Here is a 12,808-nt window from a genome sequence, read left to right on the forward strand (position 1 = left end):
GTCATTCGCGGTTAACGAGAATGACCGGAGAGACAATATTTGCGCCGTGCGGCTGGCCTGGCGGCTTATGCCGCCTTCTGCCCCGCGGCATAAGGATCGAAGCGCCCGTAGAAGGTCTCGCCCTTTTCGGCCATCTCCTTCAGAAGCGGCGTCGGCCGGAAGTGGTCGCCATGGTCGGCGGCGAGCTTTTCGCAGAGCTCGACGAAGGCTTTTGCGCCCATGCCGTCGATGTAGGAGATCGTGCCGCCGGTGTAGGGGGCAAAGCCGAAGCCGAGGATCGAGCCGACATCGGCTTCGCGCGGATCGGTGACGATGCCCTCCTCGATCGTGCGCGCGGCTTCGAGTGCGATCGTCACCAGCAGGCGCTGCTTGAGCACGCCGACCTCGATCTCGCCGGCATCCTTCTGCGGGTAGAGCTCCTTCAGACCCGGCCAGAGATATTTCCTGGCCGGCTTTGCCGGATACTCGTAGAAGCCCTTGCCGTTCTTGCGGCCGCGCCGGCCAAGCTCGTCCACCATCTTGTCGATCAGCGCCATGTGTCTGGGATCGACGGCCTTCTCGCCGAGATCGGCGACGGCCGCCTTCAGGATCTTCTGGCTGAGGTCGATCGCCACCTCGTCGTTGAGCGACAGCGGTCCGACCGGCATGCCGGCCATCTTGGCGGCGTTCTCGATCATCGCCGGCGGTACGCCCTCGATCAGCATGTCATAGGCTTCGTGGATATAGCGGAAGACGCAGCGATTGACATAAAAGCCGCGCGTGTCGTTGACGACGATCGGCGTCTTCCTGATCGCCGAGACATAGTCGAGCGCGGCCGCGAGTGCACGGTCTCCGGTCTCCTTGCCGAGGATCACCTCCGTCAGCATCATTTTCTCGACCGGCGAGAAGAAATGGATGCCGATGAACCGGTCCGGCCGTTTGGAATTCCTGGCGAGGCCGGTGATCGGCAGCGTCGAAGTGTTGGAGGCGAAGATCGCGTCCTCGGCGATCACCGCTTCGACCTTCTCGATCACGTCCTTCTTGACCTGCCGGTCCTCGAAGACCGCCTCGATGACGAGGCCGGCATCCTTGAGATCGCCGTAGTCCGCCGAAGGTGTGATGCGCGAAAGCAGCGCTTCGCCTTCCTCCTTGGTCAAGCGTCCCTTGCCGATCGCGTCCTTGACCAGGCCTTCCGAATGCGTCCTGCCCTTTTCGGCAGCTTCCATGTCTCGGTCGATGAGGGTGACGGGGATGCCGCCTGCCGCGGTTACATAGGCGATCGAGGCGCCCATGAAACCGGCGCCGACGACGCCGACTTTCCTGAGGTCGGTCTTCGGTACGCCGGCCGGCCGGCGCGCGCCCTTGCCGAGTTCCTGCATCGAGACGAACAGCGACCGGATCATCGAAAAGGCTTCGGTCGTCTGCAGGATTTCGGTGAAATAGCGCTGCTCGATCTTCAAGGCCGTATCGAAGGGAACCTGCAGCCCCTCATAGACGCATTTCAGGATCGCGATCGCGCCGGGGTAATTGGCATAGGTCTCGCGGCGCAGGATGCCGGAGGCGGCCGGCCAGAGCTGCGCGGAGGCGGGCGTCCAGATGCCGCCGCCCGGGAGCTTGAAGCCCTTCTCGTCCCAGGGCTGCACCGGCTTCAGGCCGTTCTTGATCATCGCCCTGGCGGCCTCGATCAGTTTGTCCGGGTCGACCACCTCGTGAACGAGCCCCATGGCCTTTGCTCGCGCCGGCGTAAGCGAGGAGCCGGTCGTCATCATCTGCAACGCGTCCTGCGTATTGGTCAGCCGTGGAACGCGCTGGGTGCCGCCGGCACCCGGGAAAATGCCGACCTTGACCTCGGGAAGCGCGATCTTCACCGATTTCGCATTGGAGGCGACACGGCCGTGGCAGGCGAGCGACATCTCGAAGGCGCCGCCCATGCAGGTGCCGTTGATGGCCGAGACCCAGGGCTTGCCCGAGGTTTCGAGCTTGCGGAAGAGACCCGTCATCCGGCCGACGAGGTCGAAGAGTCTCCGGGCCGCGTTGTCCGGGTCCTTCTTCTTCTCCTCCGCCTGGAAAGTGAACATCGACTTGATCATCGAAAGGTCGGCGCCGCCGGAGAAGGAGGATTTGCCGGAGGTGACGACCACGCCCTTGACGGCAGGATCCGCCGTCGTCTGATCGATGATGGCGTCGAGTTCCTTCATCACCTCTTCGGTGAAGACGTTCATCGACTTGTCGGGCATGTCCCAGGTGACCAGCGCGATGCCGTCGGCGTCGGTTTCGATCTTGAAGTTCGTGTAAGACATATTCTCTCTCCCGGGATCGGATCAGACGCGTTCGATGATCGTGGCGGTGCCCATGCCGGCGCCGATGCAGAGCGTCACCAGCGCCGTGTTGAGGTCGCGGCGCTCCAGCTCGTCGAGCACGGTGCCGAGGATCATCGCCCCGGTCGCGCCGAGCGGATGGCCCATGGCGATCGCGCCGCCATTGACGTTGATCTTGTCGTGCGGGATGTCGAAAGCCTGGCAGTAGCGCAGCACGACGGCCGCGAAGGCCTCATTGAGCTCGAAAAGATCGATGTCGGAGAGCTTCATGTCCGCCCGCTTGAGGAGCTTCTCGGTGACGTCGACCGGCCCGGTTAGCATCAGGGCCGGGTCGGAGCCGATATTGGCGAAGGCGCGGATGCGGGCGCGGGGTTTGAGCCCCATGGCTTCGCCGCCGGCCTTGGAGCCGATGAGCACGGCCGCGGCGCCATCGACGATGCCGGAGGAATTGCCGGCGTGGTGGACGTAGTTGATGCGCTCGATCTCCGGATGCGCCTGGATGCCGACGGCCTCGAAGCCGCCCATCTCGCCGGGCATCTGGAAGGAGGGGTTTAGCGAGGCAAGTGCCTGCATGTCCGTGCCGGGGCGCATATGCTCGTCGCGGTCGAGGATGACGAGCCCGTTCTGGTCCTTGACCGGGACGACCGAGTTCTTGAAATAGCCCTTCTCCCATGCATTGGCGGCGCGCTTCTGGCTTTCCACCGCATAGGCGTCGACGTCGTCGCGCGAGAAACCGTATTTCGTGGCGATCAGGTCGGCGGAAACGCCCTGCGGCATGAAATAGGCGGGCAGGTTGACCGAGGGGTCCATGAACCAGGCGCCGCCCGACATGCCGAGGCCGACGCGGGACATCGACTCCACGCCGCCGGCGATCACGATATCGTCCGCTCCTTGGGCGATCTTCGCGGCGCCGAAATTGACGGCGTCGAGGCCGGAGGCGCAGAAGCGGGAGATCTGCATGCCGGGCGCACGCGTCGAATAACCCGCCTCGAAGGCTGCGGCTTTCGGGATGACCGCACCCGCATCCATGACCGGGTCGACGCAACCCATGATGACGTCGTCGACCGTCGAAGTGTCGAGCCCGTTGCGATCGCGCACGGCCTCGAGCACCTTGGCGGCGAGCCGGACGGAGGGCACCTCGTGCAGCGCACCGTCCTTCTTGCCACGGCCGCGCGGCGTGCGCACGTGGTCGTAAACGAAGACTTTCGTCATCTCTTGATCTCCCTTTCGGCGGCGTTTCCTCGGGCCGCGCATTATCAATCGGAGCGGGATTCGGGCGGAAAGGCCGCTTCTCGCTTTCGATCCGGCTCCAGTCTGAAATCAGAACGCGGCCGCGTCCAGCGCCATCATCGTGTCGGCGCCCGTTTCGATGCGGATCTTGCGCAGCGCCGTTTCAGGCAGGATGCGCTCCATGAAGAACCTCGCCGTGATCAGCTTGTTCTTGAGATAGTCCGCGCGCTGCGTTTCGCCAGCGGCAAGCTTCTCCTCCGCCGTCTTCGCCATCTTCGCCCACATATAGCCGAGGACGACGAGGCCGAAGAGATGCATGTAGTCGGTGGAGCCGGCTCCGGCATTGTCGGGTTTGGCCATGGCGTTCTGCATGAACCACATGGTCGCGGCCTGCAGGTCGTTCAGCCCTTTCTTAAGGGCCTTGGTGTAGCCGGAGAGCTTTTCGTCGCCGCGGTTCTCCTCGCAGAAGTCGCCGATCTCCTTGAACAGAGCCATGACGGCGCGGCCGCCGTTCATCGCGAGCTTGCGACCGACCAGGTCGAGCGCCTGGATGCCGTTGGCACCCTCGTAGATCATGGCGATGCGGGCATCGCGCACGTACTGGCTCATGCCGTGCTCTTCGATATAGCCGTGGCCGCCGAATACCTGCTGCGCCATCACCGCGTGATCGAAGCCCTTGTCCGTCAGCACGCCCTTGAGGATGGGCGTCATCAGGCTGAGGATGTCGTCCGCCGCCTGGCGCTCCTCTTCGCTGTCCGAACGATGGGCGATGTCCGACTTCAGTGCCGTCCAGAGCGTGAAGGCGCGGCCGCCTTCGTTGAAGGCCTTGATCGTCATCAGCGTGCGGCGGATGTCCGGATGGACGATGATCGGATCGGCCTTCTTGTCCGGCGCCTTGGGGCCGGACAGGGAGCGGCCCTGGATGCGCTCGCGCGCGTAGCTCGCAGCATTCTGATAAGCGACTTCGGCAATCGAAAGCCCCTGCATGCCGACGGCAAGCCTGGCCTCGTTCATCATCACGAACATGGCGCTGAGGCCCTTGTTCTCCGTGCCGATCAGATAGCCGGTCGCCCCGTCATAATTCATGACGCAGGTCGCGTTGCCGTGGATGCCCATCTTGTGTTCGATCGCGCCGCAGGAAACGCCGTTGCGTTCGCCCGGCTCGCCGCTGGCGTCGAGCTTGAATTTCGGCACGATAAAGAGCGAGATGCCCTTTACACCGTCGGGCGCACCCTCGATGCGCGCCAGCACCAGGTGGACGACATTTTCCGCCATGTCGTGCTCGCCGGCGGAGATGAAGATCTTCTGGCCGGAGATCCTGTAGGAGCCGTCGCCGTTCGGCACGGCCTTGGTGCGCAGCAGGCCGAGGTCGGTGCCGCAATGGGGCTCCGTCAGGTTCATCGTGCCGGTCCAGGTGCCGTCGACCATTTTGGGCAGATAGGTCCGCTTCTGGCCTTCGGAACCGTGCACCAGGATCGCCGCGATCGCCCCCTGCGTCAGGCCCGGATACATCATAAGCGACATGTTGGCCGCGGACATGAATTCGCCGACGGCGGTGTGGAGCGTGTAGGGCAGGCCCTGGCCGCCGAATTCTTCCGGGGCGGCAAGACCAAGCCAGCCGCCTTCGCGATAAAGGTCATAGGCTTCCTTGAAGCCCTTGGGCACGGTGACGGAGCCGTCCTCGTGCCGCTTGCAGCCCTCCCGGTCGCCGGAAAGATTGATCGGGAAGAGGACCTCCTCAGCGAGCTTTGCGGCCTCGCCGAGGACTGCGGCCGTCATGTCCGGCGTCGCATCCGCAAAGCCCGGGAGATTGTGGTAGCGCTCGATGCCGAGCACGTCGTTGAGGATGAACAGGGTATCGTCGACCGGAGCCTTGTAGATGGGCATGCTTTTCCTCGCCTTGATGTCCTTTCGGGCCGCGCCGCACGCAGACCCGCTTCCCACTGTGTCGAGCGCGCACCGGTGGCGGTGTGCGACTTGGACGGATGCTATCGAATTTTGACGTTTCCGTAAACGTCAAAAGTTCCCGCAAGGCGAAAGTTTCGCTCCTGCGGTGCGCCGCTCCACATGCCATATGGCGGGGGACGGCGGCGTAGCGGGCGACAATAATCGTTAAAAATCGGATCGGTTAACGGCTTATTTACCACGTTTAATGAATTGTGCGCTTTGAGATGGTCAAAGCTGCAACCGGTCCCGTCTTTGCATTGTTGCGGTTTTGCCCACATCGGCGGTGCCGCCGAAATCGGAGCGAAAGCCGGGGAAGCCCGGGCTCCTTCGGCGGCTTCGATGACGGTCGAATTAATAGGGCCAAAGCGACACAGGGGCGAAGAGGCAATGAACGGATCGCGATCCACTTCTCAGCGCATGGGCAGCCCGTCCTATGGCGACCGGCCGTCGCTCGATGCCCTGAACCGCACCATCGAAGGGCTCGAAGCGCGCATCGAGGGGCTCATGAGCAGCGTCAGCCGCGAGACGCGGCAACCCGAGCGGCCGCGTCCGGCCCCAAGCGAAGCGGTCTCCGAAATCATCGACCGCCAGCGGGCGCTCAATGCGGCGCGCGAGCGGTCGCCGCTGCGCGAACGCGCTGCGCCGAGCGACCTCGATCGCCTCGCTCCCCCCCGCCTCGCGGCAGAGCCACGCTACCAGCCCTCTCAGGCAGCAGCCGCGCCATCGGGACGCTCTTCGGCTGCAGCGGATATTGCAGAGGCGCTGGTCGGTCTGCGGCATGAGCTGAAGCGCGATCTCGATGACGGCCTGTCCCGCGAGATGCATGCGCTGCGCTCGGAAATCCGCGGCATCAAGGCCGAAGCCGCCCAGGACCGCCGTTTCGCCGAGGACGTGCGGCACGATATCGAGCGGCTTTCGGCCGGCATCAAGGAACTTGGCCGGCAGGCTTCGCCCGCCGAGGCCGATGCGCTCAGGATCGAATTCGATGACCTGAGGTCCATGCTCGAAGGCCTCGCGCGCGAAGACAGCATGCGCCGCATGGAAAACCGATGGACCGGCGTCGAGGATCGGCTGAACGCCTTCGACCAGAACCGCGACGATGAGCTGGTGGCGCTCGCCTACCGGCTCGACGAGATCAAGGCGCAGATCAATTCCCTGGACAGGGGCACCGGGATCGAGGTGCTGGAAAGCAAGCTCGTCGCGGTCGCCCAGGCGATCGAGATGCTCGGGCGCCAGATCCAGCCGGACGAGAGGCGCCTGGCGCCGCAATTCGCCGACCTCGGCAAGCGGCTCGATGAGATCAGCCGGGCGATCGCCGCAGGCAGCGGTAATGTGGCCGGCACCGACGGTTCGTTCGTCGATCGTCTCGAGAACAGGCTCGGCGATCTGTCCCGGCAGATCGGCACCCTCTCCAATCCCGCCGATTCCGGTCTCGGCGCGCGGATCGAGGCGCTGGCAGCTCGCGTGGAGGACCTTGCCGGCGAGAAGGCGGCGGCCAGATTGGAAGAGCGCCTGGACCAGCTTTCCGCGGTGCTGGAGCACAATCGGCAAGGTGCGGAGCCGGATCTTACGGATCGGCTTGCCGACATTTCCCGGAAGATCGAAGCCCTCTCGGGCGACAGCGTCACCGATGCGCTGGCCGAACGGCTCGACGATCTCGCCCGCCGTATCGATGGGCTCGCGCGAAATGTCGAGCCTACGGCGGACCCGCGCTTCGATCGCCTCGAGGATCGCTTGGCAGGTATCGCCCAGCGCCTGGAGGAGACGCATGCCGCGCCGTTCGACGACCGGCAGGCGCTGCGCAATCTCGAAGCTCAGATCGGAAATCTCTCGACTCTGATCAGCCAGTCCCACGGTGAGACGGCAGGCGTGCCTGCGGAATTCGAGAGCCGGATGAACACGCTGGAAGACTATCTCGCCACCAGCGACGAATACATCATCGAAGCTGCTCGGCAGGCTGCGGAAGCCGTGATGGAGGCATATTCCAGAAACACCGCACCGCAGATGGCGGCGAGTACCGACACGGCGGCGATCTCGGCGCTCGCCGAGGATCTGCGTACATTGGAGGAGCTCAGCCGTTCGAGCGACGAACGGACGGCACGCACCTTCGAGGCGCTGCATGAAACGCTCGTCCATATCGCCGAGAAACTGGAGCGGCTTGAAGAGCGGGAGCCCCTGGCTTCTCATGGTCCGATGCCCAAGGCTGCGCCCGTCGAAGCCGCGGGCACTTCGACGATGGCGGAAAGCGACAAGGACGTGGAACGCGCGCCACAGGCGTTCGCGGCCGCAAGCGAAACCTCCATCCACGCACCGGTGCCGGCTGCAGCTGAGGCGAATGATGCCGCCGAAGTCGCAATGGTCGAAGACGGCGAGATCAAGGTGGAGGCCCGTGCGGCGAAGACGAGCCTGCTTGCCGGTCTGACTCGGCGCTTCGCGCCGAGGCAGAACGAGGGAATGCCGATCCAGGCGCGGCAGATGGTCGAGCCCACCCCCTCGCTCGACCCCTCCGAAATGCTCGCTCCCGAGGACGCCAATCAGCTCCTCGAGCCGGGCTCCGGCGTGCCGGACGTCAAGAAGATACTCGAACGTGTCCGTGCCGGTCAGATGGCCCGTGGCGCGCAGGAGGCGAACGACGGCGAAAAGGCGGACTTCATCGCCGCCGCGCGGCGCGCGGCGCAGCTGGCCGTCGAGGAATCCGATACGCTCAATCGCGTCAAGGAAAGCAAGGCACCATCCGCCGTCGGCGGCGCGCTCGCCCGCCACCGCCGTCCGATCCTGATCGCGGTCGGTGCCGTGCTGCTCGCGATCATGTCCTATCCGCTCGTCAGCACGGTGCTGAAAGGCAAGGAGGCCCCAAGCACTCCGCCGGTTGCAGCGATCGAGCGCAAGGCAGAGGTTGCGGAGCCGAAGGCCGCCGTCGACCGCCTCGTCCAAACGGCAGCTACCGCGAAGGCTGGAGAAGAGCCGAGGGCTCCCGCTGGCATGGAGAAGACGGATGCGCCGCCGATAGCGGCAAAGCAGCCGCCCAAGCAGCCAACCGCTGCCGAAGCCGGCAAGGTTGACAAGGCCATTGGTGGCGCTGGCGACGGCCAGGCGGCCTTGATGCGGCCGGCGGAGGCACGAACGCCTGGACCCGTCTCGACCTTGCAGCCGCCTTCAGGAAGTTTAGCCGCTGAGCCGGCCAGGATGAGCGAGATCGTTCTGCCGGAGGGCTTCGGACCGCCCGCGCTCGTAACCGCGGCCAAGGGCGGCGATCCTCTCGCCTTCTATGAAATAGGCGCCCGCTTCACGGAAGGGCGGGGGGTCGAGGAAGATCGGGCGGAAGCCGTCAAGTGGTATCAGCGCGCCGCCGACGCCGGCGTGGTACCGGCCGCGTACCGGCTCGCCAACCTTTATGAGAAGGGCGCGGGCGTTCAGCGCGACGCAGCAAAGGCCAAGGCGCTCTATCTCAAGGCGGCTGCAGCCGGCAACGCCAGTGCGATCCACAATCTCGCCGTCATGCTCGCCGGCGGCCGGGACGGCGGGCCGGATCTCGCCGAAGCGGCCAGATGGTTCGAGAAAGCCGCCAGTCTCGGCGTTCGCGACAGTCAGTTCAACCTCGCCGTCCTCTATGCGCGGGGCGACGGTGTGGCCCGCAATCTGGAAGAATCCTATAAATGGTTCGCTATCGCGGCCCGCGATGGCGACAAGGACGCGGCAGAAAAGCGCGACGAGATCGCCAAGGCGCTGAAGCCCGAGGAGCTTTCCAGTGCCAAGGCGAAAGTCGACGCCTGGAAGGCTCGGCCTCTCGACGCCGAAGCAAACACGGTGGAGGTCCCGGATGCCTGGGTCGGTCCGCCGACCAAGACGGCCACCGTCGATATGACCAGAGCCGTTCGCAACATCCAGGCGATCCTCAACAATAACGGCTTCGATGCCGGCAAGCCGGACGGCCAGGTAGGCCAGAAGACGATTGCCGCCATCAAGGCCTTTCAGAATTCGGTCGGCCAGGAGCCGACGGGTGAGATCACCGATGGGCTGGTCCGGGAGCTTCTGAAGCGGAACAGCTGAACCGTTTCGGCCGTACCGCGCATGACGTGGTGCCACAAGGTCGCAGGCGTGCCTGCGGGGCCGCGCATGTGCCTGAAAAGGTTGACAGCTCTGGTCCGGGAGCGCATGAGAGAAAGTGTCGCCCGTTTCTCCCTCGGGGGCGCGAACGGTCCACCCATATACCCCCCGTCCGTGGTTAATCATGTACCACTTCGAAGGACAGCGCCGTGCGCCTCTTCGAGCGCGTGAGGCTTGAGAATAGTGAAACATTGCACAATTCCTCAATTGTTTGCGGTTAGGAATTGTGGAGGAGCAATTTCCGCCCGCAATGCGGGCCGCTGGCATATCGAGGTTCGGCCGTGACGGTCTATCTGCCCATTGCTGAGTTGTCGGTGAACATCTTCGTCATTCTCGGCATGGGCGCGGCCGTCGGTTTTCTGTCCGGCATGTTCGGCGTCGGCGGCGGATTTCTGATCACTCCGCTTCTGATCTTCTACAATATTCCGCCCGTCGTGGCGGTGGCGACCGGCGCCAACCAGGTGGTCGCCTCGTCGATATCAGGGGCGATCGCCCATTTCCGCCGCGGCACCATCGATATCAAGCTCGGCACGGTGCTCTTGTGCGGCGGCCTTGTGGGCGCGACCGTCGGCGTCTGGCTGTTCTCGCTGCTCAGGAGCGTCGGCCAGCTCGATCTGGTGATCTCGCTGCTTTATGTGGTGCTTCTCGGCTCGGTCGGCGCGCTGATGCTGTGGGAGAGCATCGGCGCAATGCGCAAGGCAGCGAAGAACCAGCCGGCGCAGCTCAGACGGCCCGGGCAGCACAATTGGATCCACGGCCTGCCGCTGAAGATGCGCTTCAAGAAGTCGAAGATCTATCTGAGTGTCATCCCTGTGGCGACGCTCGGCTTTTCCATCGGCGTGCTGACGTCGGTGATGGGCGTCGGCGGCGGCTTCATCATGGTGCCGGCCATGATCTATCTGTTGCGCATTCCGACCAGCGTCGTCGTGGGCACATCGCTCTTCCAGATCGTCTTCGTCTCCGCCTATACGGTGATTGTTCAGGCCTCGACCAACTACACCGTCGACATCGTGCTGGCCTTCGTGCTGATGATCGCCGGCGTCATCGGGGCGCAATATGGCGTGCGCGTCGGCCAGCGGCTGCGCGGCGAGCAGCTCAGGGCACTGCTGGCGCTGCTCGTTCTCGCCGTCGGCATCCGCCTGGCGGTCGAGCTCGTCATCCCGCCGAAGGACATTTACTCGGTCGTATCCGCGGGGGCCGGTTTCTGATGCGCTCGCTTCTCGTTCACCCGATCGTCGCCCTGGTCCTCGCCGTCGCCACCCCGGCCGCAGCGCAGGTTCTGGAGCGCCAGGTCACCAACTTCACCGAGAAGCTCGAGATCGGCATTTCGACGGAAGAGATTGCCATCACGTCCGATTTCCGGGGCGCCGACCTGACGATCTTCGGCGCCATCGATGGATTCGACGCCAGCCTCCTGGCGCAGGGCAAGTACAATATCATCGTCGTGCTGGAAGGGCCGAAGGACAACGCCACGGTGCGAAAGAAGGAGCGGGTATTCGGTATCTGGGTCAATACCCAGTCGATGACCTTCGAGCTCGTGCCGGAGGCCTACTCGCTTTCGAGTACCCGCGCCATCGAGACGATCGCGCCGCGGCGCGACATCGCCAATATGGGCATCGGCGTCGACCATATGCGGCTGGTGCCGCTCGGCTTCGTCGGCGACGGCAGCACGCTCGGCGAGTTCCGCAACGCCTTCCGGACGATTCGCGAGACGAGCGGCGTCTATCAGCGCGATCCGGGCGGGGTGCAGTTCATCAGTTCGAGCCTGTTCAAGGCTTCGGTGCGGCTGCCGACCAATGTCCCGAACGGCATCCATGTCGTACGCGCCTATCTCTTCCGCGACGGCGTCTTCGTCGCCGCCAAGGCTCTTCCGCTCAGGGTGGTGAAGACCGGCCTCGAACAGGCGATTACCCGCGCCGCGCACGATCAGCCGCTGATCTACGGCCTTCTGGCCGTAACCCTCGCCGTCGTCACCGGCTGGGGTGCCAGCCTGCTCTTCCGCAAGGAGTGAGGGAGCCGGCAAACCGAGTTGGCGTTCCATTTTGCGTTATGGCGGTTTAAGGAAGCACGGGCATCGGCGGCAAGCGATGCGAAACTTGAGGAAACCCCATGAAACCGATTTTCGTGCAACTGCAATGCGCCCCCGGCAAGACCTATGAGGTGGCCGACGAGATCTACCGCAGGGAGATCGTCTCGGAGATGTATTCGACCAGCGGCGACTATGATCTGCTACTGAAGGTCTATGTCGAGGAAGGCCAGGATATCGGAAAGTTCATCAACGACAATATCGCCAGCGTTCCGGGCATATCCCGCTCGCTGACGACGCTGACGTTCAACGCGTTCTAGGGCCGTGAAACTACGCACTTCCGGACGGAAACCGTTACACACTTTTCCTGGAAGTGCTCTAACCTCACCCGAGAAGGTTGGCGAAGCGCACCGAATAGATTCGGTCGCGGCCAAGCATATGGGCGACGAGCTGCTGCCGCTCGAAAAGGCCGCTCATCTCACGGTGCCTGAGGTCGAGACCTCCCGTCGTGACCCCGAAAGCAGGCATGACGAGGCGCTTGCCGTCGGTCGCGAAGCAGGCGCGCCTCACCGATCTTTCCCGTCGCCTCACGGTCGCCGAAGGATGCAGGTGGCCGGCGATCTCGCCGATGCCGTCGCGTCTCGAAGGCTCGTGCCGGAAGACCAGGCCCGCGTGGCGGAGCTCGTCCATGGAGGCGCCGGGAAGCCCCTGTGCGCCGTCCGGATCATGATTGCCGTTGATCCAGATCCATTCGCGGCCGCAGGCCATGGCCGCGATCATCTGGCGGAAGGTCTCCGGCATTGCAGCCGATCCCTTCCGGTCGTGGAAATTATCGCCAAGACTGATGACGGTCGCGGGGTCGTGGCGGGCGATGACCGCCTCCAATATCCTGAGCGTCGCAAGCGTATCGTAGGGAGGCAGCATCATGCCGCGCCGCGCAAAGGCGGAGCCTTTTTCGAGATGCAGGTCGGATACGACGAGGGTGCGGCTTTCGGGAAAGTAGAGACCGCCGAGCGGATCGCAGATCGCGGCGATTCCATTGATGGACGTGCGCGCGTGCAGGGATGGGCTGACGGCAGGTGATGTCGCGTAGATGAGCCGATGCATGGTCATTGCGGTGTTCTTGTGTGTGGGCGAAAAAGGCTTCTTTCCTCCGGCTTGCCCCTCACCCTAACCCTCTCCCCGCACACGGGGAGAGGGG

Annotated in this window: 8 protein-coding genes; 4 read left to right on the plus strand and 4 right to left on the minus strand. The window is 64.2% G+C overall.

All coding sequences use genetic code 11. From position 1 onward, the window contains the following. Positions 1-65: 65 nt before the first annotated feature. The 3 genes from BHD07_RS04510 to BHD07_RS04520 all read right to left on the minus strand — a co-directional run bounded on the left by BHD07_RS04510 (position 66) and on the right by BHD07_RS04520 (position 5,414). Positions 66-2,279: a 3-hydroxyacyl-CoA dehydrogenase NAD-binding domain-containing protein gene (locus BHD07_RS04510; protein ID WP_338277993.1), complete on the minus strand. Its 2,214-nt coding sequence runs from the start codon at positions 2,277-2,279 to the stop codon at positions 66-68. Between the two features lie 21 nt (positions 2,280-2,300). Beyond that, on the minus strand, positions 2,301-3,509 hold the full coding sequence (locus tag BHD07_RS04515; protein WP_003530141.1) for an acetyl-CoA C-acetyltransferase: 1,209 nt from the start codon (positions 3,507-3,509) through the stop codon (positions 2,301-2,303). 108 nt (positions 3,510-3,617) lie between these two features. Continuing rightward, the gene (locus BHD07_RS04520) at positions 3,618-5,414 is read right to left on the minus strand and encodes an acyl-CoA dehydrogenase C-terminal domain-containing protein (RefSeq protein WP_338277995.1); all 1,797 of its coding nucleotides are present in this window, start codon (positions 5,412-5,414) and stop codon (positions 3,618-3,620) included. Between the two features lie 447 nt (positions 5,415-5,861). Between BHD07_RS04520 and BHD07_RS04525 the strand changes: the two genes are divergently transcribed. The 4 genes from BHD07_RS04525 (at position 5,862) to BHD07_RS04540 (ending at position 11,927) form a co-directional block, all read left to right on the plus strand. After that, the gene (locus BHD07_RS04525; protein WP_338277998.1) at positions 5,862-9,524 is read left to right on the plus strand and encodes a peptidoglycan-binding protein; all 3,663 of its coding nucleotides are present in this window, start codon (positions 5,862-5,864) and stop codon (positions 9,522-9,524) included. Between the two features lie 338 nt (positions 9,525-9,862). After that, positions 9,863-10,789: a sulfite exporter TauE/SafE family protein gene (locus BHD07_RS04530; RefSeq protein WP_018094125.1), complete on the plus strand. Its 927-nt coding sequence runs from the start codon at positions 9,863-9,865 to the stop codon at positions 10,787-10,789. Beyond that, positions 10,789-11,592, plus strand: a complete 804-nt coding sequence (locus BHD07_RS04535; RefSeq protein WP_338278000.1) for a TIGR02186 family protein — start codon at positions 10,789-10,791, stop codon at positions 11,590-11,592. The genes BHD07_RS04530 and BHD07_RS04535 overlap by 1 nt, the downstream gene beginning before the upstream one ends. A gap of 98 nt (positions 11,593-11,690) precedes the next feature. Then, positions 11,691-11,927, plus strand: a complete 237-nt coding sequence (locus tag BHD07_RS04540; RefSeq protein WP_018094127.1) for an Lrp/AsnC ligand binding domain-containing protein — start codon at positions 11,691-11,693, stop codon at positions 11,925-11,927. Positions 11,928-11,991: 64 nt separating this feature from the next. Here the strand turns inward: BHD07_RS04540 and pdeM are convergent, their stop codons facing one another. Next, the gene (pdeM, locus tag BHD07_RS04545; protein ID WP_100669662.1) at positions 11,992-12,720 is read right to left on the minus strand and encodes a ligase-associated DNA damage response endonuclease PdeM; all 729 of its coding nucleotides are present in this window, start codon (positions 12,718-12,720) and stop codon (positions 11,992-11,994) included. Positions 12,721-12,808 lie beyond the last annotated feature (88 nt).

The organism is Sinorhizobium sp. KGO-5 (genome assembly GCF_036245905.1).
GTDB classification, from domain to species: domain Bacteria; phylum Pseudomonadota; class Alphaproteobacteria; order Rhizobiales; family Rhizobiaceae; genus Sinorhizobium; species Sinorhizobium meliloti_A.

Coding starts and splice junctions, on each gene's coding strand:
- BHD07_RS04510 (WP_338277993.1), bottom strand. CDS start 2,279: ATGTCTTACACGAACTTCAAGATCGAAACCGACGCCGACGGCATCGCG.
- BHD07_RS04515 (WP_003530141.1), bottom strand. CDS start 3,509: ATGACGAAAGTCTTCGTTTACGACCACGTGCGCACGCCGCGCGGCCGT.
- BHD07_RS04540 (WP_018094127.1), top strand. CDS start 11,691: ATGAAACCGATTTTCGTGCAACTGCAATGCGCCCCCGGCAAGACCTAT.
- BHD07_RS04535 (WP_338278000.1), top strand. CDS start 10,789: ATGCGCTCGCTTCTCGTTCACCCGATCGTCGCCCTGGTCCTCGCCGTC.
- BHD07_RS04525 (WP_338277998.1), top strand. CDS start 5,862: ATGAACGGATCGCGATCCACTTCTCAGCGCATGGGCAGCCCGTCCTAT.
- BHD07_RS04520 (WP_338277995.1), bottom strand. CDS start 5,414: ATGCCCATCTACAAGGCTCCGGTCGACGATACCCTGTTCATCCTCAAC.
- pdeM (WP_100669662.1), bottom strand. CDS start 12,720: ATGACCATGCATCGGCTCATCTACGCGACATCACCTGCCGTCAGCCCA.